The sequence below is a fragment of the Pseudogulbenkiania sp. AW2-16 genome (assembly GCF_056824575.1).
In genome coordinates, this window is record NZ_CP157668.1 from 3,490,609 (window position 1) to 3,513,784 (window position 23,176).

Here is a 23,176-nt window from a genome sequence, read left to right on the forward strand (position 1 = left end):
GCGCTACTCGCTCAGGCCGGAATCACGAATGCGCGCACGCCGGCGGGCTTCTTCCACCACCTGCCCGGCCAGTGCGATGCGCCGGTCGGCCAGGTAGTCGTAGTGTTCGCGGCTGGCGGCCAGCCGGTTCAGATCCAGTTCAACGCCGAGTTGCTCGGGCTGCTGACGACATTCGGCGACGACGTTGCCGAACGGGTCAATCACGGCACTCTCGCCGGAAAAGGTCAGTCCGTCACCGGCGCCACAACGGTTCACCATCACCGCGAACACCTGGTTTTCCTGGGCGCGCGCCATGATCGCGCGGCGGTGCACCGGGCCGTACGGGTCCATGTTGCCGTTGGTGACGATCAACAGTTCCACTCCGAGCGTAGCCAGGGCGCGCGCCGTCTCCGGAAATTCGATGTCGTAGCAGATCAGGAAGCCGACCCGAACCCCGTTCCATTCGCAGCAGACCAGTTCATTGCCTGGGGAGAACACACCGCGGTCGGACGGCCAGAGCTGGGTTTTGCGATAGGCGAGCGCGATGCGCTCGGGGGTGATCAAGACGGAAGTGTTGTAGAAGCGGCCTTCGGCCGCCTCGGCGAACCCGATGGCGACCGACACGCCCTTGTCGCGCGCCGCCTGACGGATCGCCGAAAGCGCCGGCCCATCCAGCGGCTGCGCCAGCAACGCAACGTTATCCTCGTCCGGAAACCCCATCAAAAAGGTTTCCGGAAACACAATCAGCTCGGTCTCTGGTGCACAGTCGGCAATGGCCGTCAGCGCCTGGGACAGATTGGCCGCGACGTCGCCATCCTGGCAAGGAAGCTGGGCTAACTCGATACGCATGAAGTAACTCCTGGAGGTGCAAAATAGTTCACGATCGGGTATACACACGGCCAGCCCGGCTGGACAGCAGCCTTGGGTGAGGGCGCGCCGCGAAGATACCTTGATATCAGTATCAGCCCGGCGCACGCGGTTGGATATTCCGCGGTTGGGGTAACCAGATAGGGGGATACGGGTGGGATTGAATCTTGATGATATCTCTTGGCACCGGGCGCTGGGCAGCCTCATCGATCGGCTGGACCGGCCGAATTTCTGGGCAGCACTGGTGCAAACACTGGGGGACTACGTGCGTTTCGACAGTTGGGTGGCGCTACTGTTTCAGGCCGACCAGGCGCCGCAGGTCTTTGCCGAGAATCCGGAGGCCGATGGCGGCGTGGACCAGTTGTTCCAAGACTATCTTGCAGGCCTGTACCTGCTCGACCCATTCTACGTGGCCAGCCGCGAACAGGCGGTGGCCGGCCTGGTACGGCTGGACGAGGTGGCACCGGACCGGTTCCGCTTCACCGAGTACTACCAGCGCTATTTCCGGCTGAACGTGGTCGAGGACGAAATTCAGTTCAACTGCCCCCTCGGACATGGACAAACCCTTTGTCTGTCGCTGGGGTCGTCGCGGCGCTTTATCCCGGCCGAGATCGCCACCCTGAGCCTGATCCAGCCATGGGTGATCAGTCTGCTGCGCCAGCGCTACCACTTCGAACTGACGACGCTGTCGACCCCTTCACCCATGATGTCGGGCAACCGACAGCAAGAGTTGGAACAGTCGATGGCCGAGTGGAAAAACGCCGCGTTGACGGCTCGTGAACTGGAAGTCAGCCGCTTGATGCTGGGCGGCTACTCCAGCAAGGGCATCGCGCAGAAGCTGGCGATCTCGGTCGAGACCGTGCGTGCACACAAAAAACACCTGTACGCAAAGCTGGGCATCAATTCGCAATCCGAGCTGTTTTCCATCTTTCTGCAGGCCCAGCAGCGCTGAGACCGACGAATCCGCTTGACCGTGCCGAAGGTTAGCCATCAAAAGATGGGCCTTTGAGCCCCACTACGGCGAGTCGGTTCGACGTCGCGCCGTGGGTGTCTAGCCCGGCAAGGCGCGGTACAATGCGCCCCTCCACCCTACACGGCGGCGAGAGCCCCACCCTACAGGAGGTCCGCGCATGGCCGCCAAACCCAAGAAATCCACCACGGCCAAACCTCGGCCGCGACGCCAGGCTGGGGCAGGAAAAACGCCTGGCACGCGCCGAGCAAGCCTGCCAGGCGCTGTTGGCGGCGTTCACCGAGCTGGAGAACACCGGCGCGCTCGACGCCCACGACACCGCCCGCCAATATCTACAAATGTGCCGGGTGCACTACCGCAAGATCCGCAACGGCAAGGTGCTGGGCCCGGCCGACTTCAACGCCGCGGTCGACGTCTGCACCAGCGCGCGCCGCGCCCTCTTGGCGCTCGACCCGGCGTTGAACTTCGACAGTTTCACCCCGGCCGACACCCTGCGCGACCTCCTGCAACAGGCGGACGGCGTTTTGGGCGACTACCAACTGCTCAAGACGGGCGGCGCCAAGCCCTGAGAACCGGTTTACGATCTGCTGCGGGTCGGCGATACGGCGTTAAAAATGTCTTCGGAATGCTCATTTACCCCGTGTAAACGCCGCTTCCTTAGCCGTTTTTGCCTTGTCTCGCTCTAGCTCGCGAGATCGTAAACAGGCTCTCGCCGCTCAGCCGATCTCTCCCACCTTCCGGATCAGTACGACAGGAACCACCCATGAGCGATTTCTTCGGCATCCACAGCCCCTTCATCGAGCATTGCGGCATCGTCGCCGTAGAACGCGAACCCGGCCTTGCACGGGCACGCGTCGAACTGACCCCGCCCCTGTTGAACGCCGCCGGCAACGGCCACGGCGGGCTGTTGATGACGCTGTTCGACGTCACGCTGGCCGCCGCCGCCCGCGGCACGCGCCCGAATTCGACCGGCGTCGCCACGGTGGACCTGAACGTCAGCTTCCTGGAGCCCGCCAACGGCGTGCTGGAATGCGAAGGCCGGGTGCTGCGCGCCGGCTCCTCACTGGTATTCTGCGAAGGGGAAACCCGCGATGCGGCAGGCGGACTCGTCGCCAAGGCGATGGGCACCTTCAAGCTGCTGGCGCCGCGTGCGGCCGGACAGATCACCAGCGACTAGAACGGCTCGCCTACACGGCGTCCCGCGACGCCGCCGAGGCGACCGGACAGCGCTGCCCCCGACACCCCCAGCATCCACCCTCGCACCGCCATCGCCAGCACCACGGCATTGAGAAAGTGCCACAGGAAATGCGTGCCGATGGCGAAGGCGGGGCAGACGGCATTGTCGACGGAGCGGAAAAACAGCGACACCACGAAAGCGCCACCCGCCGCCGCCAGCGGCTTCCAGCCCGCGCGGCCGGTCCGGCCATGCCAGACGGCGATGCCCAGCAACACCAGCAGCGCCGGCAGGTAGGACAGCGAACCGTTCAGCCATTGCGGATAATTCCCGGCCTCGACCCCGGCGGCGGCGAAACCCGCCAGGAACATTCCCGCCGTGATGCGCCGCCACCCGGCGATATCGCGGAAATAGCGCCAGAGAAACACCAGCTGGAACAACAGGATGGGCAGCACATCGAGCCACTCGGCCCAACCGGTGGCGAAAGCGTGGAAGGTGAAGCTGCCGGCGCCGATCAACGCCAGCAACCCCGCCAGCCAGCGCGCCCGGCCTGAGCCCGCACCCGCCCTCGCAGCGTGACGCCACACCCACCAGGCAGCGGCAAAAAATGCCAGATTGCTCAGTGTATTGATCGGCTCGCCGAGCAAACCCGGTGCGATCCGCTCGCAGTACAAATCGACATAAGCCACGGGCGCCCCCGCCTGACGATGGAAAGACCCCCACTCTAGACGGACTTGATGAAAGCACCGTGACCGCGCGCTTTCCACCATCGATTCCGCCCATTTACCCCTGGCGGGCCTTCACGGCTGAACTCGGGCCAACCCCTTTCGCACGGGTCAAGCCGGCTCACAGAGCATGCCGAGTCCCCGTTTCCGGATGAGATCGATGAATTCCTGCACATGCGGCTTATCCAGGGATGCCCATCAACAGGCGCACCACGGACATTTGCTGTGAGGAATCGATGGCGAGTTGCATGGTGCCGACGAACAACTGCATGACAGACGAGATCACGCACAGGGCCATGTCGATCATGAACAGCGGCTTGCGGCCGTACTTGGGCGAGCAGTGCATGACTAGAAGCGGCTCCACCAACCGTCAGCGTGCTCGAGTCACATCAAAATATTAAATCATATATTGATTGACAAACCAGCTTTGGTGGCCAAATCTGAAATAACCGCACACCAGGGCAAACGGCAAGATTCGTCGACCAATGGGAGCCACAAAATGAGTGCTTACGACACAAGAATCGAAGGCCACGAAATGATCGTGGAGGGCACCATGGCGTTTCATTTTGAAAAACCGCCAGGCTTCAGTTTCAAGCCCGGTCAGGCGATGGATGTCGTCCTCGTCGATCCACCGGCTACCGATCCACAAAGCGCCCGCCATGCCTTCTCTATCGTCAGCGCGCCGTTCGAAGAGCATCTGAGCATTACCACGCGCATGCGCGACAGTGCGTTCAAACGTGCCTTGAAGTCGCTGGCAATCGGGTCGCCTATCCGGATCGAAGGGCCGTTCGGATCGCTGACCCTGCACAACAATCGTGCGCGGCCGGCCGTCTTTATTGCGGGAGGGATTGGCATTACGCCGTTCATGAGCATCTTGCGGCAAGCGGCACAGGATGGGTTAGCACAGCGCCTGGTATTGATCTATTCCAATCGCCGGCCGGAGGACGCCGCCTTTCTCGCCGAACTGCAAACGCTTGAACAACGGAACCATCGCTTCCGTCTGGTGGCGACGATGACACAGATGGAGCAATCCAGCCGGCCATGGACGGGAGACGTGGGCAAGATTGACGAGACGCTGTTGAAACGGGTCATCGGCGAGCTTCCGGCGCCGATCTGCTACCTTGCCGGACCGCCTGCGATGGTCGAGGACATGCACCGGGTATTGAATCTTGCCGGCGTCGATGATGATGATATCCGCACCGAAGAGTTCTACGGGTACTGAGAGTCGCCAACACGCATTCCGAATACCCGCCTCACCCCTGGCGCTCTCGCCGTCGCTCGGGATGGGGTCCCCCCAAATCACAGCGGAGGGAACCCTGAATGACAAACAGCCCCTCGGGAAAAACCGCTTTCGTGCTGGCTGGCGGCGGCAGCTTCGGTGCCATCCAGGTGGGGATGCTGCGGGAGCTGGTGAGGAACGGCATCCAGCCTGAACTGGTGGTGGGCTCATCGGTGGGAGCCCTGAACGGTGCCTATTTTGCGGGGAATCCGACAGCGGCTGGAGTGGCCAGCCTGGAAAGCATCTGGTGCGGTCTGCAACGCCAGGAGATATTTCCGCTGACCTTGCGTCACCTCGTCGGCCTGTTTTTCGAGTCGCCGTCTCTGGTCGATTCGGGAGGGTTACGTCATCTCGTTGAGCGCCACCTTCCCTACCGGAACCTGGAGAACGCCGCCATCCCCATACATATTACGGCCACCGAGCTGTTGAGTGGTGCCTCAGTGCGGCTGTCCTCCGGTCCGGCCATCGAGGCGATCCTTGCCAGTTGCGCGATACCGGCGGCCTTTGCGCCGGTTCGAGTCGGGGAAACGTATCTGATTGACGGCGCCATCGCCAGCAACACGCCCATCATGACAGCCGTCGAACTGGGGGCCAGCCGGCTGGTCGTGCTACCCACCGGCTTTGCCTGCGCCCTCGAAGCGCCGCCCGCAACGGTCATTGCCAACGCCCTGCATGCCCTTAACTTGCTGATCGCGCATCAACTCGTTCGTGATCTGGAGCAGCTCACCGGCCAGGTTGAGGTGATCACGGTGCCGCCGTTGTGTCCCCTGTCGGTATCGCCCTACGATTTCTCGCGCGCTCGTGAATTGATCGAGCGCGCGGCAGAGAACACGCGCCGCTGGCTGGATAGCGGAGGAATGACGCGACAAAGAATTCCCGGCGCACTACGGCCGCATGTCGACTGATTTCGGCTGCCATGCCGACACAGCCTCGGCATGGCAACCGATGTGCGCTTAACAGCGCCCGATACCCGGCATCAAGCCATGCGCGCTCTCATTTGCAGCGCATGTTGGTTGGAAGCGTAGATCGACTCGCGCTCCGGCAACGGCTGCCCTGCCAGCGCGGCAAGCCAGGTGGCCGTATCCATCACATTGGCAAAACGCGACTGCAACACCACCATGAAGGTGCGATGGATCATCTCCGCACTGACGAGGCCAGCCCGATTGGAATACGGGACCGAGCCGGTGGCGTCGTCCAGCACCTCGACGGCAAACCCGGTGTGCAGCGCCTGCTTCACCGTCGAATCGACGCAGTTGTGGGTCATGTAGCCGACCACCGTCAGCGTGCCGATGCCCTGCTCGCGCAGCCAGCTTTCCAGATCGGTGCCGGCAAACGCACTGGGCAGGGTCTTCTCCACGTAATGCTCGGCGGGACGGCCGGCCACCACCGGATGCAGCGCCCAGCCGTCGGAGCCGCGGGCAAAGATCGGCGAACCGGGCGGCGCGCTGTTCTGCACCACCACGATGGGGATGCCCGCCGCACGTGCGGCGTCCATGGCCTGGCCGATATGGCTCAGCGACAACTCCACCGCCGGGTATTCGATCCTTGGGTAACGGGTTATCTGCGGATACATAGGGTCACTTAACGTCTTGATCGGCGCGGCTTTCACGCCTAATCTTCAAATCAAGGTTACATGGAATCACACTGTGGTTACGGTTGGTTACATGCAGCCGGTAGCATTGGCGTAGCAAAATTTGAGGAGGCGGCATCATGGACACCCGACAGCCACGGCGGCAGAGTCAGCGCGAAACATTCACCAAGAAATACTTGGACGGCCTGCCACCCGCCGCACCCGGGGCCACCGATACCTATCTCGACAGCCACAAGGACGCCCATGGCCTGACCGTGCGGGTCACGCCAAAGGGCCACAAGACGTTCTATGTGTTCCGGCGCAACGACACCACCGGCACGCCCGAGCGGGTGAAGCTGGGCGTCTGGCCTGACATCACCATTGACCAAGCCCGCAAGATGGCACTTGCCGCCACCAATGATCTGGCCCAAGGCATCAGCCCGATGGCCGAGAAGCGAGCGGCGCGGGTGAAGGCATCCACGGCGGTGACGTTGGCCGAAGCAGTTGAAACCTACGCGACCAAAGCCGTCCGCACCATCAAGGACGAGTACGGCAAGGACATCGAAGTCCATTTGAAGCCCAACACAGTGCGGGACTGCCGCAAGATGGTCGAGGCGTCACGGCCGAAGAAAAAGGCAAAGGCAACACCCGGCCCGGCGAGTTGTTCCCGTTGGCCGGCAAGCCTATCGACCGCATCAGCGCCGACGACCTACGCGGGCTACACACCCAACTGAAAGCCCACAGCCAGCGGCGCGCCAGCTACGCGCTGTCCACACTGCGGACGGTGCTGAAGTGGTACGGCATCGCCGTACCGGGCGACCCGTTCGGCCACGATATCGCCCGGAAAGACAAGCTCCGCATCTCGCCGTCCGGCACGTCGGACACCGTGATCGACAAAGATCGCGTCGGCCTATGGTGGAACGTGGTCAACGACATGGAGCAAACCAGATACATCAACTACTTGAAGTTTTTGATTTTGACTGGCTGCCGGCCATCCGAACCCTTGGGCATTCTGGTGAAAGACTTCGACCCGGAACTAAAAATGGTCACGCTGCACGACACCAAGAATCGCCGACCGCATTATCTGGTGCTGTCCACCCAAGCAGAAGAAATCGTCGAAAAACAGATCAAAGGCAAGAAACCCGATGATCGTCTATTCGATTTCTTCGAGGCCAAGCAAACGATCATCGACATCAAACGGAAAACCGGCATTTACTTCAGCGCCAAAGTCTTGCGCGCCAGTTTTGCCAGTCTGGCCGATGAATTGGTCAGCGCGTCCATGCTGAAGCGGATGATGAATCACACCATGTCTGACATCACCAACCTTCGGTATATTCGCAAGAATCTCGGCCAGATGCGCCAAGCGTGGCAGGCCGTGGCCGACTTCATCGAAACCCAAGCCGCCATCGCCAAGGCTGGAAACGTCGTCCGACTACCTGAACCTGAATCCGCATAGGGTGCAAAGGCTTCGGCTCGCACAGATTGAGCCGCCCCTGTATTTCTAGCTGTTCACCCGACACCCCCTCAAAGGCCCGCCAAACAAGGCGGGCTTATTTATTTCCCCGATTAGAAATCCATTTAAGACTACTTCGGGAAACCGCTCTTCCCATAGTTCTACCGCAGGCATAGTGTGGTTCCACTAAATCGCATTTCAGCGATTGCTTCGAGGAGAAAGATCATGCCGCGCAAAATCAAAACCATTGAAAATCCTGCCGTTCTGCCCAGCGACCCCAAACTGTCCACGCCGGAAGCATCGGCCTACACCAATCTATCGACCAGCACCCTCGACAATTGGCGCAGTACGGGGAAAGTCGTCATCCCCTATCTGAAAATCGGTGGACGTGTGTTTTACCTCAAAAGTGATTTGGATGCTTTCTTGGCAAGCTGCCGGGTGGCGGGTTGAAAGGGAAGTCAATGAAGGGGGACTGATTATGGACGACCAAAAGGAAAGCCCCTTGTCCGGTGGCGCGGAGCAAGAGGCAAATGGACTTATCCCTGACGCGAATTATAGCACCACCGATATCTTTCAGGAATTGGGGGCGCTGCCGAATTGGGTAACATACGCGATGGTGCCGAAGCCGGATAAGCCCGGCAAATTCGACAAAGTGCCGTGGAATGGCAGATGCAAACTTTCCACCGATGAACCAACCCACTGGAAACCACTACTGGAAGCCGCTGCCATCGCACAGGAAAACAACCTTGGTGTTGGCCTTGTGCTGACCGGTGCAATCAAGGTCGCCGGCTGGCAATTGTGCGGTATAGATTTTGATGAAGTGGATTTCGAACACTTCCAGCTTCCGTTTGCAGGGTATGCCGAGACTTCGCCGAGCGGAACCGGCGTGCGCTCGTTTGCGTGGGTGCCCGAGGCGTGGGCAATGGCCTACAGAGATACGCCTGACGCACTTTATCCAGATTGCAGTCATGTCGAAATCTATTTAGGTACTAGCCCGCGTTTCCTGACGCTGACGTTCCAAGCCATCAAGACGGCCCCTATTCCCTATCTAGAGGGCGATGACCTATTGCCGCTGGCAAGCCGCCTGAAGCCAGCGGAAACGCCAGCGCGGCCCCTTTCCATGATGGCGGAAGCACCGGGCAAGGTTCTGGACTTGGACCGCTATTCCCTGACTCCCGAACAGAAAGAAGTCGTCATTGGCCAAGGCAAGCATGATCGATCTGCCGTCATTCACGGCCTGATCATCAAGCTATTGGATGAAGGCGCAAGCCGCGAGGATATCTTCGCCACACTGCTGCACTGCCATTCCACCCGCGACTATTTCATGTCGCATCGCCATAACGATGAACAGCGGGCGATGGACTTTGCCCGATCAGAAATCGAGAAAGGCTATCGCAAGAGCAAGCCCGGACTGCGCGAGCGGCTGGCCGTGTTCAACGATGGGTGGGTGTCCGGTAAAACCGACAAGATCGAACCGCGTGTGGTCGATGAAGAACTGGTTTTCCCGATGGACATTTACGACAATGCGCCGGGCCTTGTGGGTGAAATCGCCCGCTGGGTCATGGGTGCGTCTTACTCGCCGCGTGAAGAGTTTGCTTACGCCTGCGCCTTGGTCATGGTCGCCTGTCTGGCTGGCCCGTATTGCACCTTGCCCGGTGACGGCAAACTAAATCTTTATCTGGTTCTGGAAGGAGAAACCGGCAGCGGCAAGAACCAAGCATTCGACAACATGGCCAAATTGCTGGCCCACACCGACGCTAGGGACTGCATTAGCGACTTCCCGGCATCGGAAGCCGCCTTGCGCCGGCAATTGATTGCCATGCCGAATGTCCTGATCCGGGTCGATGAACTGGCCAATAAACTGAGAGCGATGAACGGCAACACCAACAGCAATGGAGCCGGCCTGTATCGCGCAATGCTCGATGCCTATAACGGCGCACGTATGCCGCCAAAGAATTACTCCGACGCGCATAAAAATCTTCCTGCCGTAGAGAATCCCTTTGTGCAGATCATCGGCGGCACCACCGCCAAGGTGTGGGATGTGCTGTCGTCGGAACAAATGGACGACGGCACCATGAACCGTTTCATCTTTGTCTGTCTGCCCGACGATCCACCTTATCGCCACCAACCCAAACCCGATACCGCCGTACCCAAGGTGCTGCAAGACCGCCTGAATGCGTTTTTCCGCGAGGGCAAGCGCTATGACCTGCTGGGCTATGTGCCTCCCGGCACCGGGCGCAAGATCGACTATACGCCGGAAGTACAGGCGGAACTCGACGCACTGAATCAGGCCGCATGGGAAAAGCAGTGCCATGACAAGAAATTCGCCGGTCTTTTCACCCGCTACACCGAGAACACACTGAAGATCGCCGCCATCCTTGCCGTGGGTGACGGGAAATACGTCGTGACCATGGAACACTTCGATCAGGCCAAGCGCTTCATGGCGTGGTGTTTGGAGAATACCTATCGCAAGTGCGGTGGCGTAGTCGCGAGCAGCGAGTTCGAAAAGCGGATCAACCGCCTGTTGAAGAAACTGAAAAGCAAGGAATGCAGGGGCGAGATGCGGATGCGGGAAGCCTACCGGTTTCTGACCATCAGCCGGCGCGACATGGACAGCATGATCGAGACAATGCTGCGAGCCGAACTGATCACGATACGGAAAGACGAGAAAGACAACGAATGGATCATCCTCGCGGACGAGATTAGCCAGTCAGTCAGGTGTCAGTAAAACCGGTTTACTGACAGTTAATGAAACGGACGCTGGTCCCTTTCACCCGGGCTACGTCAACTGACTGTCAGTAAAAAATTTACTGACAGCTGACGCCCTTGCTGGATAAGGGCTAGAAGGCATTTGTCAGTCTGTCAGAGAGAGAGAGAGAATATTGATTAAAAAACTGATTTTCCCGGGTGAAAAATAGTTTTTTGGTTTTTTTTATGTGTGTATTGGTGTGTAGGCACTGACAACTGACAGTCACCCCGGGTGGGGTGGAATGAGAGGTGCGGAATGAAAGAAATCAAGCTGGCGCACCCGTCGCACTTCCGGACGGTGATGACCACGCAGGAGGCCGAGCGGCTGCTGGCTGCCGGCTGGCGCGTGTGGACTGACACGCAGGCCGTAAGCACAGGTGCGCTGAAACAACGCAAGGTGCGGCGGAAGCGGAAAGAAGCCGGCCAGAAACGTGTGACCGCTTACCTGCCGGCTGACACGTTCGCGGCATTGATGGCACTGAAGCTGCCGGGTGAAACCAATGCCGAACTGTTTGCCAGAATGGTCAAGATACTGCACCTATTGTGATGACAATCTTGTATCAGGCATACAGGTTTCATATTCCGCACAGCGAAACTAGAACGGCCCGCACAGCGGAACAGCAGTCAGGCCACCACTCGCGCCGGATGGTGTATCCGGTGGTAAACAGCTGGAAGCCTTGAATTCATTGGGCTTGGCGGGTGGTATGGGCTGTTTGGCTACGCCAGTGCTACAAGCAAGGGGGTTTTCGACCATGAAATCAATTGCGTTTGATGTCGGCAATTACCGCTGCACCGCCACCATCCCGTCCCGCACCATCAATCCGGCGCTGGCCACCATGACCTTGGTCTGGCAACCGCCCGGCCCGCGCCTGACCTTTGCCGAACAAGCCGACTACAGGCTCAAGCTCGGCGCTGTTCTGGCCGAAGCCACAGCCTTACTCGGGGTCGCGCCCATCCTGCTGTCGCCAGAGCCTAAGCTAGCCCCACCACGCCCCCGCCGCCCTGTGGGTGAGGCCACCACACGTACCTCACGGCAGATCGCGCCAGCGGGCGATTCTGAGGCAAACAGAGGTATGGAACACCGGAGGACATCATGACTGCTGACCTGCACCGCCTGATCGAGCAGGCCCGGCAAGGCGACCAAGCCGCCCTGCTCGCCGTGGTGGAATGGGCCGAGCGGACAGCGCTTGAACAGGAACTTGCCAATGCACCAGCCGGGCTTCGCGCCGAAGCCCTAGCCGGCTTGGATGCACAGTGGAAAGCACGCCGAGCCAAGGCCAGAAAGAGCAAGAGAACAGCCGAGCGCAACAAGAAAGAGTCCCGCGCCTTCCGCGACAAGGTGGCCATGGCGGTGTCGCTGGTAAGCCTGCACGATGTACCAAAGCACAAACGTGTCGCTGCTGTACGAAACGTCTTCATGAGATTTGGCCCCAGCCATTTCGGCCTTGAGTCCATACCGGACAAGGAAACCATCGGTTCGGTGATAGACGAAATTTTAGAGAAACCGGCGACGCCAGAACCGGCATCGCGCAAATAGTTAAACACGCATGGTCGAAGCTCCATAACCCCTTGGAGCTACGACTATGAGCAGCGTCCCCGCCACCGCTACCACCACGCACGCCAAGACCCCGGCCTTGCCGCGAAACAACCTCAAGCTACGCGAGTTCTGCAACCAGACTTTCCGCGCCATCGCGCCGCGAGGAACACCCCGCGAGCGCTTGCTGGACTCTGATTTCTGGTCGGTAGTGGCCGATATGTTCCAGCCCTTCGACGAGATCGCAGTCATCGATGAAGGTCGCGCCTTTTATGCCCGGCTGCTGGTGGTCAACGCCGGCAGAGGTTATGCCCAGCTGGAAGAACTCGAATTTCATGCCCTCGCTCCGTTGGTAGTGACACAAGCCGGCCTGCCGCCGAATCACGAAATCGTGCACCTTGGGCCTGACGACCTGTATGCGGTACGGCGGTGCAGTGACGGCATTATCTTGGGCAAAGGCTTCACCAGCCGTGAAGAAGCGCTGCTCTTTTTAACTGAGCACGCCACGCTTCGGTGATAGCCATGTCGCCCGAAACCGAACTGCTTATCTACGCGCACGTGCAGGCAGTGGCGCGGCAATTCATCGCTTGGCGCGGCAGCCTTGAAAGCCTGATTGTTTTTGTCGCGTACTCCATGGGGGACAAAGCGCCAGAGCCATACTTGATCGATAACTTTCTCCGAAAGGAATCGACCCAACGCACGTTGGAAGGCCGATACGAAACAGCACTCTGGCGCGCGACCGACAAAACGTTCCGGCTAGTTTGTCTCGCGCACCCCCTTGACCCGGAAATTGCCAAGCGACGTTTATCAAGGTTTCCACAATCAACAAATCAGTGCTCTTTTTGCCATGTCGATGAAGGCGGTCGCGCCAACTTGGAACTAGTGCCTGAATTGGATTTAAAGCGAGAGCCGGTGCCCTCCCGCTATTTGCACAAGGCTTGTCAACGCCCTTGGTTGGCCATGCGTGCACTCGCTGAACGGGAGGACACCACATGAAAAACTTGTCTTTTTGGTCCGCACTCGACCTGATCAAGCAAACCGCTGAGAAAGGCCCATGGACCGGTACTGTGGACGCTTTGATGGATTTAATTGTCGGCAAAACCAAAATCTCAGCTAGTTACCGCCAGTGGCTCAAAGATGAATTACAGACGCTTGAGACGGCCAACATCCTGAAACGACGTGGCGTCGATTTCCATGCGAGTGGTGGCGAAATCCGGTTTAGCCTATTTCAAAATGGGGTGACTAAATGAGCGATTTTGATTTGGTGCCGAATGACGGCTTCGGCGAATTGCAGCAGTACCAACCCGACACGCCTTTGGTGTCGACCGATTTCGAATGGTCGGCCCCGGTTCCTGATGAACTGGTGGATTACTCCCAGCCTTACACCGCTGCGCCGCCCGAAATCTTCGGCACCCCATTGCCGCCCGGTACGTCAATGCCGCAAGCCCATCAGGTAGTGGATCAGGCAGCCGAAGTTTTCAGAAACGATATGGTCAGGCATCTAAAACAGGATTCGGCGCTGGTGGATGCCGCGATTCATTGGTACAAGTCGAATGCGTTTTTGCCGCAACCGACTTACCAAATCCAAGCGACGCACCGATACAATTTGCCGGGGGTGACGGTGCCAAAGCAAGACCGGAATGCGTGGGTAAGCTTTTTGAATTATATGGACCAGCGGGCGGCTCCACAGCGTTTCATCATGGCGGTTAGCTATTGGCTGTCCAAGGCGGCTGAACAATCTCAACAGCCACAACAGCAATCCGCATCCGGGCTAATGGGCGTCACCGCCGATCAATTGTCAGACGCCGAATTCGCCTACATTGAAAAACGCGCCCCTGCCGATCAGGCGGCTTGCGAAGCCGTCCTCAGAAATCATTGGGGCAACAACCAATTCGCAGCCAATCTTCGGTTGGTAAAAAACTATTTGGCGACGTTGCCAATCGAACAACGTGACAAGCTGACGCAAACGGTTTGCAAGGGTGGCGTTCTCTCGGGCAACACGCCGGAAATGGTGCTGGCCTTGTATAAATCCGCTATCGGTGTAAATAGTTTTCCGCAAAATGGTCCGGCTATTGCCGCCGAGATAGCGCAGATCGAGAATCTGATGCGGACCAACCGCAAGGCTTATCTGGCCGACGAGCGGTTACAGGCCAGACTGCGCCAGCTTTACGAATTTAGAGACGGAGGCTAAATATCATGGCTTACAGTTCAACCAACCCGGCCCGTAAAATTCTGGATGTCGGATTCTGTTCAACATCGGGCGGAAACATGTTTCTTTATGAAAGTTCGCATGCTTCCACCGACATCACGGCTGCCAACTTCTTCGCCGGTTGCGGGTACGGGTCACAATCGACAGCGAGCATCGGGATGTCGCCAAAGGACATCGTGATGAACGTGAACACGGTGTCGAACGCCGTGACGTGGCACCGGGTCACGTCGATCTCGGCGAGTACCGGCTGGCATTCCGCGATCCACGCGACCGTGGGTGCAGGGAGTTCATGATGTCCGCCCTGTCCCGCCTCAGCCGCAAGTCTGCGCTGTCCGACGACGACATCAAACGGATCGCCGCCGCTGTCGCCGGCCACGCGCCAACAGCACCCGAAGCGCCACCAGCAGCCCCGCGCAGTCCGCGTGTGCAGGCTTTGCTGCGCCAGATACATTCCCCTGCACCGGGCACCGAACGCCTTCCCAGCCCCACGCCTGTGCCAGCAGCAACGGCTCACAAGGAACTCGCCGCCGTCGCACCGCGCCCGCCAGTCTGGCCGATTCCCAGCCGGGAAATCCCGATCACCATGCGGCAAAACGATCTAGGCCGGGTGGTGTCGTTCAGCTTGGGCAGTCATGAGTTTCAGATCACGCGCGATGCAAACGGTCGGATTCTGATGGCGAGCAATGAAGATGGCTGTGGTGTCCGAATCACTAGGCGCGATGCGTTCGGCCATGTCGCCGGTTTGGTGATGACGCCGCCGACAAGGACATGATCATGGACCGACTGTTTTCTGGATCATTTGACGAACTGGCCAAGTTACAGCAGCTATTGGCCGAAGCGGCGGTTTGGTCTTATTTGTTGAAGAAGCCCGCCATCGCCGAAACATTGGCTACCCCCTGTGAAGTCGGCACCACTGAAGTCGAACAAACCATCGCCGATAAAATATTCATCGTGCGCTTCGAATGGCGACCGGACGGGGTGGCAATTTCGTGCGGGGAGAAAGAAAATGGCTAATCCCGTTGGTCGTCCTCGCGGAGTCGCGCCCAAGCATCCAAACAGCGGGAAGAAGGCTGGCACCAAGAACGTCAAGCCGATGGCAACGGCGGAGATGCGGGAAGCCGTCCGGCTGGATTGTCTCGCGGTGTATCAGCGGCTGGGTGGTCAAGACTGGCTCTTCCAATTCTGCAAGGACAACCCCGCCATCTTCGTGAGCCAGATTCTGCCGCGCATTGCGCCAGCGTTCGCCAAGCCGGAAGAAAGCCTTGCGCCTTCGGTGAATGTCAACGTCCACAGCCTTCCCATGCTCGAACAGGCCAAGCTCGTGGCGTTCTTGCTGAATTCAGCGGTGCAGGCGCAGGACAGCCCGTTGCCAGCGCGGACCATCGACCACCAGCCGGCCAAGCCGGTGCCTGAACCGGCCAAGCCCTACAGCCCCGAAGCCGCCGCGCCTATCGACGTATCCACGGACAGCTTGGAAGAACAGGCCCGACAGGCAGCGGCGCGTGAGTTGGTGGCGAACACCATCGAACAGACCATCGACACTTACGCCGGATCAAGCCGTGAGCAAGGCGGTAAACGTCGTGACCTGTTATAGAAAAACCCTGGCCAATATAGGCCGGGGTCAACTATCCGTGAGAATCAAATGACTCCCCTCACCACCGCTTCGACCAACATGCCCGCCGTCGTCCTCGCCGCCGCCGCGATTCATTCCGCCGTGCCAACGCCCCAGCCGCCCTTAACGGATGCGTGGAACATGGCGGCGCCCGCCATGCCCCGGTTCAAGACGCTTCTTGGCGTCGAAAAGGAACGGTTCGGCGGCTAGGCAATCTCGAAGCGGCGCAATTTGATATAGGAAAAACTGTCCCCTATGGTGGAAAAGACCAAATAAACAACAGGGGCGTATATAGTGTTTTATCTAAAAAGATAGGTGAAACTCTATTGGCCAAGACTTTCTTGTTGATCCCTGATTCTGAAGGCAGTAGCCTGAAATTACACAAAAGCACAGGTGACCTTCATGAAAACTCCCGCTGAGCTGACTTACATCCTGAAATACGCCTCTCCTCACACCCGCACCGCCATTGCGCAACTCAAAAGGGCACGGAAAGTTGATCCGAACGAAAAGCGCAAGATTCATGTAACCACCGTCGAGGACGATTCGATTCAGAAGATTGCAACCTGCTGGCGAGTAAAAAATGATGAGGAGGGCGATCTTTTGATCGTTGAGGTTGGGCCATGGGGTGCGATCAGCCGATTCGAATTGCCATTTCACGATGCTGTATGTTTTTCTGATGAAATGCAGAGGAAACTTACATATCCGTAGCTCCCCACAGCTTCTAATTTTCCGCTAACAGGGCGGCACCGCCAACGGAATTAGCAGCAAGGGTTTCCATCTCAGGCCATTAACTGCGAGGAAGCCATCCCTTGCTATTTCTCGGGGGAACCGATAGGCCACGTCTTTTCAGATGTTCAAGAAGAACTGGCTCGTAGCGGGGAGCCCAGCCATCATGATTGCCGTTCCAACATGGATCACAGACGAAAATATCGCCATACAGTTCAAGTATATGCCCCTCATATCGATGAGGCCCATGCTGATAGGGTTGCCCGCATACATCACATTTGAACATGAACTTTTCCATCATGTGACTCCTTCCGCTAACAGTTCAATTCAGCACCAAATATCCAATAATCATAGGCAAGAAATATCACCTTCCGCTAGAGCTTGATCGTCTGCGGCGGCTCGCTTCTCCATGTCCTTACGGGGGGATGTGCAACCACAGCAGCCTCACCTTGGACACATGTCCCCCCAACTTGTTGATGGCGTAGCCTTTTGCTGACCTGAATGCCAATTGAAAATATCTCCTTGCCCTCGCCAGTCACCCTGACTACGTTTGAACTGTCTCTGTTGGTAAAAGGTGGAACGGGCTTGCCTGACTCTGCCCCAGGCAGGCCCCTCTTTTTGATCGGCACTTCATCAGGGGGATGAACATGCTTGTCGCTAAAGACCAAACTTTGCTTGATCATGAGAACCACTCGGTCATCCTGATCGACCACCAGCCGAGAATAGGCGTAGCTGCGCAACCTGCCTATGCGGACCCGCTCCGCAACAATGTCTTTATGGTGACCAAGGCGGCCAAGGCATGTCATGTGCCGATCCTCGTGACAGCGATAGCCGACCAGCCAGACAAGGAATGCGTCGTCCAACCATCAAGGTGGCCCGACCATACGGTGAGCGACCGCTCGAACTCGAAACCTCAGCTGAACGAATGGATTGTCCAGTGGGTCACGTCAGCCGAGACGCCAATAGTCGTCTTGGCTGGCCTGCGAACCTCGGTTTCAATCGCCGACTCGGCATTGTCGGCGCTGGATCGGGGCATTTTGGTGTACGTCATCGCCGATGCCTGTGGAGACACCTCCGAAGAAGCGCATCAACTGGCATTGAAACGTCTGCGTCAGCAAGGTGTTCACCCGATCACATCGCTGCAATATCTGCTCGAACTTCATTGACATAGAAGTCGGCGGGTCGATCTGAAGTCATGCGGGCAGCAGAGGAGCGAATGGAACCCAGCGCTCGGAGGATACCTTTGGGGCTGTCAATTCCCCGGAGCCGTGTCTATGATTGAAACATAGTGAATACTCCTTTTCAGAGGGTTCCTTGCCGTGGCATGGAACCCTTTTTGTTGCCACTCCTCCTCGGCCCCATGCCCCTGCCTGTTAGGTAGCTCTTTGCTATCTGCTCGTCGCACTGGAAGCTTTCAATTTGTCGGCGGCAACCTACACTGTAAATTGCTGTACCCTGACCCCTCAGCCCCGTTCGGCCAGCCTCCGCCGCTCGGGGCTTTCGCTTGGGCGGATCTGCTGGCGTGGCCGGGGAGCCGCAAGCGCGACGGCTACGGTCACGGCAACGGGATGGTCTAGGCTAGACAAGCCCAGCTGATCAGCTGGGCTTTTTTCATCGTTGAACAGGTCGAGCTGCATGGGGACGAACAGGTCTAGCTGTTCAGGAATGACGGTATCCATGGCTTGGGTTCCTTAGCATGAACTTGTTAAGCGCCCGCAAAGAGCAAATCGGCGCTGGTACTTCAGTGTAGTAAATTCCCCACGGTCGGCACCCGCCACCTTATCTTGTAATACCGGCGTAACCAAACTCGCCAGACTCTCCCATCAAATAAGTCTGAACGCCTTGCTAGATAAGGCGTTCAGGCTACCTATCCTTTTCTGACCCATGGGTATTCGATCCTCAAGTGGCCCGTGACGTATTCGTTTTGCACATCGATGACGATCAACGCGCGTTTCATGGAAGCGGTCATGTCTCTCTCCTGGTCAACAAAGACAGGCCGGACAGGCGATGTCGCGGCCATGGCGATCATTCTTGCCGTGCAGACGGAAGCCCCGACACCACGCAATGGAGCCAGGGCGATCAGAGGCGACACCTCGTGTGTATCGCCAAGCGCGCTACAGGGCGATCAACAGGCCGGGCGAGAGCCTATCTCCCCGCCCAGCGCCGGTACTCGCCGGGCGTCACGCCGAGCGCGGCACGGAAACGGTTGGCCAGGTGGCTGGCACTGGCGAAGCCGCAGCTCGCGGCGATATCGACCAGCGCCTGATCCCCTCCCGCCAGCGCCTCCCGGGCGCGCAGCAGGCGACGCTGCAAGATCCAGGCATGTGGAGGTTGGCCGAACGAGGCGCGGAACATGCGCGCGAAGTGGTACTCCGACAGCGCCAGCTCGGCCGCCAGTTCGCCCACCGTCAACACGCTGTCGAGCCGGGCTTCGATCAGCTCCTGCACGCGGCGGCGCTGCGCCGGGGCGAGCCCTCCTCTCACCGTCACCGTCCGGCACCGGCCGGTCTGCGTCAGCATCAGGTGCGCCAGCACCTCATGGCCGAGCGCGTTGCCGGCCAGCCGGCCATGCGGATCGTCCCAATCGAGTCCGGCCAGTCGACGGCACACCGCGGCAAGCCACGGGTCGTCCATGTAGGTGCGGTCGTAGAGCTGCTGGTCGCGCGCCTCGCGATCGAGCAGGGTCAGGGCCAGGGCGTCGAAGCGATCTGGGGCAAAGTACAGGTGCAGAAAGCGGATCGGGCCGCTGACGCGCCAATCCGATTCGTGTTCGGCGGGCAGGATGCACAGCTTGTCCGGCGCCCCACGCCGGCCGGGCTGGTCGCGGCGCCGAATGTCGAAACCGCCTTCGAGGTAGAGCGACAAGGTATGGTGGCCGGGACGGCTGTAGACGGTGTCTTCGAGCTGGTTGCGCTGCCACAGCGCGGCCGACAGGCCGTCGCCGAGCATGCTGCTGCGCTCCAGTTCGGCGCGGGTCTGGGTCAGGGTGTCGTAAACGGGTAGGGTGGCGCGGGGCATGATGTGGCTTTCTCGATGCCGTTAGTGTACGGCCTGACGGCCTATACGGCATCGCTCGGCGCCAAAAAAGCGCAGGAATGTGCAATCCCGTTCCGCCGGGTTCGGTGAAACTAGCGCCATTGTCCCTCCCCCGGAGCCATCGCCATGAACGCCCTGCTTTACCTCTCCACCGTGCTGATCTGGGGCACCACCTGGATCGCCATCAAGGTGCAGTTGGGGCCGGTTCCGATTCCGCTCTCGATCGCCTACCGCTTTTTCCTCGCCGCCGCGGCGCTGTTCGCCATCCTGGCCTGGCGTGGCCAGCTGCGTCGCCCGCACGGCACAGCCCTCGGCCTGATCGCCGCGCAGGGGCTGACGCTGTTCTGCTTCAATTTCCTGTGCTTTTACTACGCCAGCCACTATCTGCCGAGCGGTTTGGTGGCCGTGGTGTTCTCCACCGCCACGCTGTGGAACGCACTGAATGCGCGCCTGATCCTCAAGCGCCGCATTGCCCCGCAGGTGATGGCGGGCGGCGCGCTGGGGCTGGCCGGGATCGCCACCCTGTTCTGGCCGCAATTGGCCGGCCACAGCACCGACGGCGGCACCCTGCTCGGGTTGGGGCTATCGGTCCTGGGCACCCTGTGCTTCTCCGCCGGCAACCTGCTGTCGGCACGGCTGCAGGCGCTCGGCCACACGCCGTTGCAGACCAATGCCTGGGCCATGCTGACCGGTGCACTGATCCTGCTCGCGGGCAGTCTCGCCGCCGGCCTGCCGCTCACCCTCGACACCTCGCCGCACTACCTGGGCGCCCTCTTCTACCTCGCCATTCCCGGCTCAGTGATCGGCTTCACCGCCTACCTGATGCTGGTCGGCCGGCTCGGCCCGGAGCGCGCGGCCTACTGCACCGTCCTGTTCCCGGTGGTGGCGCTGAACGTGTCGGTGTGGCTGGAGGGCTATCACTGGACGCCGCTCGCGCTGGCGGGGCTGATCCTGGTGCTGGCCGGCAACGTGCTGGTATTCCGTCAGCCTACCCGGCGCACAGCGGCCCCCGTCACCAGCCGGGCAGCCTGAGCCGCCCCATGCTGGCGTTACCCCAAACGAAACCGGGAAAAACTACACGATGACGGCGATGATCAGCACGATCAGCAAAATCACGATCAGGTCGTAATTGCTGAGCCGGCCACCGGCCGAGAGCGTATCGATGCGTTGAGCCAGCGTGGTGACTTCTTCATCGGTCATTGAATCGACGCGATCCTTGGCGAAGGCGGCCTGCACGCCAAGGGCCTGCAGCTTGTCACGGACTTCTGCCCGATCAAGAAAGGTCCTCACTTTTTCCCGATCGGCCTGGGCTTGCTGGGCCTGCTGCGCGGCAGCCGCCTGCTCGGTCGAAACCATACCGGCACGGGCCAGCGGGGCCTGCACGGCCAAGCATGACGCCAACAGCGCGGTACCAAGGTATTTGGCAATGGAAACAGACATTTCACACCTCCTGAACAAGAGTTGAAACCCGTCAGCGAGCCCCCTTTCCGCTTGTTTCAGTGTGGCACATGGCAGCGCAATGACAATCCGCCAATTCCTTTTAAATGCCCAAGGCATGTCCTCTGGATCTTCGGCCAACCTTCCCTTCAACCAGGCACGGTGGCCGGCCCAGCCCACGCTTTCCTGGCTAGTGGAGATGTCGCACCAGCCCCTGACGGGGATGAATACCCTCTTGCAGTGCGTGGCATGACGGAGCGCCTCAGCCCGGCACAGACACGGCTCACGGCTTGGCGAACCGGAAGCGGCAGCAAGTCCCACCCCGCACCATGCATTCTTCGTGTGTCACGGGCTCTCCCACATAGCTCGACATCAGCGCTAGGTCCAGTTGGCACACTTCCGGGAAACGTGCCGCCAGATGATGAAAGATGCAATTGGTGGCCACGATGCCCGGCAGGCCGGGGCCGGCATCTTGCGGCCGGGCATCGTAGCCGAGTTCCAGCATGATGTCGGCCAGCGCCCGGATGCGCGCTTCCGGATCGTTCGCCCGCGCCGGCGGCAAGGTAGCGGCCAGACTGGTGCCGATCTCGGCCAATTGTTTGGCAAGCTCGTCCTGACCAAGCTTGGCTTCCAGCATCTTCAGCAGCAGCTCGGCAAACCAGGAATAGCGGCGGGGAAACACCTCCTGCCCCTTCGGGGTCAGCACGAAAAGCTGCTCAGGCCGCCCCCCGTCGGCTGCGTCATCCCGCGTTCCACCAGACCATCCCGTTCCAGCACCGTCAGATGTTGCCTGACCGCGGTACGGGTAACGGCCAACTCCTGTGCCAGTTGCTCCACCGTCAGCCCGGCAGACTGCCGTTGCAGCAGTCGTAACAGTTGCTGCTGACGCTCACCCATTGCTTCCAACATGTCGCTACACCTTCAATTTGCCCGTTCAGTTTGATTATATCCTTCATGGCGCAAAAATCACTTTGATAAGTTAAAACACATTTATATTGTTTAAGTGACAAAATAGGCTACAATACAGCTCCCAAAGAAGCTTGAGCACGAAGGAGATTTCTCATGAAAACCTGGCAAAAAACCCTGGCGGCGTCGCTTATCGCGGCCTTCTTGTCCCCGCTCGCCCATGCCGAGCTGAGCAACAGCCCCAAGATTTCACAAACGCAAGTGGCACTGCGCGATCTCTGGAGCGGCCACATTTTCTGGGTGCGTAACGTCGCACTGGAAACGCTGGCGCACGACAAGTCCGGCGCGGCCGCCGCGGAGCAAGAGGTGGTCGCCAACGCCAAACAGATTGCCGCGTCGATCCAGCCCTTCTACGGGCAGGCCGCCTCGGACAAGTTGTTCACCCTGCTCGCCGGCCATTACGGCGCGGTCAAGCAGTATCTGATCGCCACGGAGAAAGGCAGCAAGAGCGGGCAGGACAGCGCCAACAAAGCCATGGCCGCCAACGTGGACGAGATCGCCGCCTTCCTGTCCAGCGCCAACCCCTACCTGCCGAAAGAAACGCTGCAAGGCCTGCTGCTGGCCCATGGCGGCCATCACGTCCAGCAGATTCAGGAGCTCAAGGACAAGGACTACCGCCAGGAGGCCCACACCTGGGACGCCATGAAACAGCACATGAACGTGATCGCCGATGCACTGGGTGGCGCCCTGGCCAAGCAGTTCCCCGAGCGCTTCTGAGCGCATCAGCCGGTCTGCCGGTTCTGTCTCGCACAGGACCGGCACCGGCCGGCAAACCCGGGCGGTGCCTGGCAGGCCAAGTCAGACCGCCCGCTCCGTTGCTGGGACAACTCAATGGGCGAGCTGGTTCAGGGCCCAGACCGTAGGCGCCGGCAGACCGGCTTGCCCGGCTAA

The 23,176-nt window shown here is 59.6% G+C and carries 34 protein-coding genes; 25 read left to right on the top strand and 9 right to left on the bottom strand.

What is annotated here, in order from left to right:
* Positions 1-3 precede the first annotated feature (3 nt).
* Positions 4-828, bottom strand: coding sequence for a carbon-nitrogen hydrolase family protein (locus ABKF58_RS16830; RefSeq protein WP_482582192.1), 825 nt, complete (start codon positions 826-828; stop codon positions 4-6).
* A gap of 172 nt (positions 829-1,000) precedes the next feature.
* Here ABKF58_RS16830 and ABKF58_RS16835 point away from each other — a divergent pair, with 172 nt between their 5' ends.
* The 3 genes from ABKF58_RS16835 to ABKF58_RS16845 all read left to right on the top strand — a co-directional run bounded on the left by ABKF58_RS16835 (position 1,001) and on the right by ABKF58_RS16845 (position 2,993).
* Positions 1,001-1,798 carry a helix-turn-helix transcriptional regulator gene (locus tag ABKF58_RS16835; protein WP_482582193.1) on the top strand — a complete coding sequence of 266 codons (798 nt, stop codon included), beginning with the start codon at positions 1,001-1,003 and terminating at the stop codon, positions 1,796-1,798.
* A gap of 122 nt (positions 1,799-1,920) precedes the next feature.
* A complete protein-coding gene (locus ABKF58_RS16840) occupies positions 1,921-2,385 on the top strand; it encodes a hypothetical protein (protein ID WP_482582195.1) in 465 nt (154 codons plus the stop codon).
* A gap of 194 nt (positions 2,386-2,579) precedes the next feature.
* Positions 2,580-2,993, top strand: coding sequence for a PaaI family thioesterase (locus ABKF58_RS16845; protein WP_482582197.1), 414 nt, complete (start codon positions 2,580-2,582; stop codon positions 2,991-2,993).
* Here ABKF58_RS16845 and ABKF58_RS16850 read toward each other — a convergent pair.
* Positions 2,990-3,679: a ceramidase domain-containing protein gene (locus ABKF58_RS16850; RefSeq protein ID WP_482582198.1), complete on the bottom strand. Its 690-nt coding sequence runs from the start codon at positions 3,677-3,679 to the stop codon at positions 2,990-2,992. The genes ABKF58_RS16845 and ABKF58_RS16850 overlap by 4 nt on opposite strands.
* A 217-nt stretch (positions 3,680-3,896) precedes the next feature.
* A complete protein-coding gene (locus tag ABKF58_RS16855) occupies positions 3,897-4,061 on the bottom strand; it encodes an MFS transporter (RefSeq protein ID WP_482582200.1) in 165 nt (54 codons plus the stop codon).
* Positions 4,062-4,214: 153 nt separating this feature from the next.
* Here ABKF58_RS16855 and ABKF58_RS16860 point away from each other — a divergent pair, with 153 nt between their 5' ends.
* Together ABKF58_RS16860 and ABKF58_RS16865 are read left to right on the top strand one after the other, a co-directional pair.
* A complete protein-coding gene (locus ABKF58_RS16860) occupies positions 4,215-4,937 on the top strand; it encodes a ferredoxin--NADP reductase (protein ID WP_482582202.1) in 723 nt (240 codons plus the stop codon).
* 98 nt (positions 4,938-5,035) lie between these two features.
* On the top strand, positions 5,036-5,899 hold the full coding sequence (locus ABKF58_RS16865; RefSeq protein ID WP_482582203.1) for a patatin-like phospholipase family protein: 864 nt from the start codon (positions 5,036-5,038) through the stop codon (positions 5,897-5,899).
* 71 nt (positions 5,900-5,970) lie between these two features.
* Here the strand turns inward: ABKF58_RS16865 and ABKF58_RS16870 are convergent, their stop codons facing one another.
* Complete coding sequence (locus ABKF58_RS16870) at positions 5,971-6,567, bottom strand: cysteine hydrolase family protein (RefSeq protein ID WP_482582205.1); 597 nt, start codon at positions 6,565-6,567, stop codon at positions 5,971-5,973.
* A 137-nt stretch (positions 6,568-6,704) separates the two neighbouring features.
* On the opposite strand from ABKF58_RS16870, the gene ABKF58_RS16875 reads away from it, so the two are divergent.
* From ABKF58_RS16875 to ABKF58_RS16960, 18 genes are all read left to right on the top strand, one after another.
* Complete coding sequence (locus ABKF58_RS16875) at positions 6,705-7,298, top strand: Arm DNA-binding domain-containing protein (RefSeq protein ID WP_482582207.1); 594 nt, start codon at positions 6,705-6,707, stop codon at positions 7,296-7,298.
* Positions 7,226-8,020, top strand: coding sequence for a tyrosine-type recombinase/integrase (locus tag ABKF58_RS16880; RefSeq protein ID WP_482582208.1), 795 nt, complete (start codon positions 7,226-7,228; stop codon positions 8,018-8,020). The genes ABKF58_RS16875 and ABKF58_RS16880 overlap by 73 nt, the downstream gene beginning before the upstream one ends.
* Before the next feature lie 222 nt (positions 8,021-8,242).
* Positions 8,243-8,467, top strand: coding sequence for a helix-turn-helix domain-containing protein (locus ABKF58_RS16885; protein ID WP_482582209.1), 225 nt, complete (start codon positions 8,243-8,245; stop codon positions 8,465-8,467).
* A 28-nt stretch (positions 8,468-8,495) separates the two neighbouring features.
* Positions 8,496-10,745: a DUF3987 domain-containing protein gene (locus tag ABKF58_RS16890; RefSeq protein ID WP_482582210.1), complete on the top strand. Its 2,250-nt coding sequence runs from the start codon at positions 8,496-8,498 to the stop codon at positions 10,743-10,745.
* 276 nt (positions 10,746-11,021) lie between these two features.
* Entirely contained in the window at positions 11,022-11,312 is a 291-nt protein-coding gene (locus ABKF58_RS16895; RefSeq protein WP_482582212.1) for a hypothetical protein, read from the top strand.
* A gap of 205 nt (positions 11,313-11,517) precedes the next feature.
* Positions 11,518-11,862, top strand: a complete 345-nt coding sequence (locus tag ABKF58_RS16900; RefSeq protein WP_482582213.1) for a hypothetical protein — start codon at positions 11,518-11,520, stop codon at positions 11,860-11,862.
* On the top strand, positions 11,859-12,302 hold the full coding sequence (locus ABKF58_RS16905) for a hypothetical protein (protein ID WP_482582215.1): 444 nt from the start codon (positions 11,859-11,861) through the stop codon (positions 12,300-12,302). The genes ABKF58_RS16900 and ABKF58_RS16905 overlap by 4 nt, the downstream gene beginning before the upstream one ends.
* 46 nt (positions 12,303-12,348) lie before the next feature.
* Positions 12,349-12,816, top strand: coding sequence for a hypothetical protein (locus ABKF58_RS16910; protein WP_482582217.1), 468 nt, complete (start codon positions 12,349-12,351; stop codon positions 12,814-12,816).
* Positions 12,817-12,821: 5 nt separating this feature from the next.
* The gene (locus tag ABKF58_RS16915) at positions 12,822-13,295 is read left to right on the top strand and encodes a hypothetical protein (RefSeq protein WP_482582219.1); all 474 of its coding nucleotides are present in this window, start codon (positions 12,822-12,824) and stop codon (positions 13,293-13,295) included.
* Positions 13,292-13,549 (top strand): hypothetical protein, encoded by a 258-nt coding sequence (locus ABKF58_RS16920; RefSeq protein WP_482582221.1) that lies wholly within the window; start codon positions 13,292-13,294, stop codon positions 13,547-13,549. The genes ABKF58_RS16915 and ABKF58_RS16920 overlap by 4 nt, the downstream gene beginning before the upstream one ends.
* Complete coding sequence (locus ABKF58_RS16925; RefSeq protein ID WP_482582223.1) at positions 13,546-14,490, top strand: hypothetical protein; 945 nt, start codon at positions 13,546-13,548, stop codon at positions 14,488-14,490. The genes ABKF58_RS16920 and ABKF58_RS16925 overlap by 4 nt, the downstream gene beginning before the upstream one ends.
* 5 nt (positions 14,491-14,495) lie before the next feature.
* Positions 14,496-14,801 (top strand): hypothetical protein, encoded by a 306-nt coding sequence (locus ABKF58_RS16930; protein WP_482582225.1) that lies wholly within the window; start codon positions 14,496-14,498, stop codon positions 14,799-14,801.
* Complete coding sequence (locus ABKF58_RS16935) at positions 14,798-15,280, top strand: hypothetical protein (RefSeq protein WP_482582226.1); 483 nt, start codon at positions 14,798-14,800, stop codon at positions 15,278-15,280. Before ABKF58_RS16930 ends, ABKF58_RS16935 begins: the two co-directional genes overlap by 4 nt.
* A gap of 2 nt (positions 15,281-15,282) precedes the next feature.
* A complete protein-coding gene (locus tag ABKF58_RS16940; RefSeq protein ID WP_482582228.1) occupies positions 15,283-15,522 on the top strand; it encodes a hypothetical protein in 240 nt (79 codons plus the stop codon).
* A complete protein-coding gene (locus tag ABKF58_RS16945) occupies positions 15,515-16,102 on the top strand; it encodes a hypothetical protein (RefSeq protein WP_482582230.1) in 588 nt (195 codons plus the stop codon). Before ABKF58_RS16940 ends, ABKF58_RS16945 begins: the two co-directional genes overlap by 8 nt.
* A gap of 48 nt (positions 16,103-16,150) precedes the next feature.
* Positions 16,151-16,330 carry a hypothetical protein gene (locus ABKF58_RS16950; RefSeq protein WP_482582232.1) on the top strand — a complete coding sequence of 60 codons (180 nt, stop codon included), beginning with the start codon at positions 16,151-16,153 and terminating at the stop codon, positions 16,328-16,330.
* 192 nt (positions 16,331-16,522) lie between these two features.
* The gene (locus tag ABKF58_RS16955) at positions 16,523-16,828 is read left to right on the top strand and encodes a hypothetical protein (protein ID WP_482582234.1); all 306 of its coding nucleotides are present in this window, start codon (positions 16,523-16,525) and stop codon (positions 16,826-16,828) included.
* Between the two features lie 665 nt (positions 16,829-17,493).
* Positions 17,494-18,012, top strand: a complete 519-nt coding sequence (locus tag ABKF58_RS16960; protein WP_482582236.1) for an isochorismatase family protein — start codon at positions 17,494-17,496, stop codon at positions 18,010-18,012.
* Positions 18,013-18,309: 297 nt separating this feature from the next.
* Here ABKF58_RS16960 and ABKF58_RS16965 read toward each other — a convergent pair whose 3' ends face one another.
* Positions 18,310-18,525 carry a hypothetical protein gene (locus ABKF58_RS16965; protein WP_482582238.1) on the bottom strand — a complete coding sequence of 72 codons (216 nt, stop codon included), beginning with the start codon at positions 18,523-18,525 and terminating at the stop codon, positions 18,310-18,312.
* Between the two features lie 466 nt (positions 18,526-18,991).
* Positions 18,992-19,864, bottom strand: coding sequence for a helix-turn-helix domain-containing protein (locus ABKF58_RS16970; protein WP_482582240.1), 873 nt, complete (start codon positions 19,862-19,864; stop codon positions 18,992-18,994).
* Between the two features lie 144 nt (positions 19,865-20,008).
* Between ABKF58_RS16970 and ABKF58_RS16975 the strand changes: the two genes are divergently transcribed.
* Positions 20,009-20,914 carry a DMT family transporter gene (locus tag ABKF58_RS16975; protein WP_482582242.1) on the top strand — a complete coding sequence of 302 codons (906 nt, stop codon included), beginning with the start codon at positions 20,009-20,011 and terminating at the stop codon, positions 20,912-20,914.
* A 42-nt stretch (positions 20,915-20,956) separates the two neighbouring features.
* On the opposite strand, the gene ABKF58_RS16980 is transcribed toward ABKF58_RS16975, so the two are convergent.
* The 3 genes from ABKF58_RS16980 to ABKF58_RS16990 form a co-directional block, all read right to left on the bottom strand.
* On the bottom strand, positions 20,957-21,322 hold the full coding sequence (locus ABKF58_RS16980; RefSeq protein WP_008954017.1) for a PA2779 family protein: 366 nt from the start codon (positions 21,320-21,322) through the stop codon (positions 20,957-20,959).
* A gap of 280 nt (positions 21,323-21,602) precedes the next feature.
* Positions 21,603-22,025 carry a helix-turn-helix transcriptional regulator gene (locus ABKF58_RS16985; RefSeq protein ID WP_482582244.1) on the bottom strand — a complete coding sequence of 141 codons (423 nt, stop codon included), beginning with the start codon at positions 22,023-22,025 and terminating at the stop codon, positions 21,603-21,605.
* Positions 22,019-22,228, bottom strand: coding sequence for an HTH domain-containing protein (locus ABKF58_RS16990; protein WP_482582245.1), 210 nt, complete (start codon positions 22,226-22,228; stop codon positions 22,019-22,021). Before ABKF58_RS16990 ends, ABKF58_RS16985 begins: the two co-directional genes overlap by 7 nt.
* Before the next feature lie 153 nt (positions 22,229-22,381).
* Here ABKF58_RS16990 and ABKF58_RS16995 point away from each other — a divergent pair, with 153 nt between their 5' ends.
* Positions 22,382-23,002, top strand: a complete 621-nt coding sequence (locus tag ABKF58_RS16995) for a hypothetical protein (protein ID WP_482582247.1) — start codon at positions 22,382-22,384, stop codon at positions 23,000-23,002.
* The last annotated feature ends 174 nt before the right edge of the window (positions 23,003-23,176 follow it).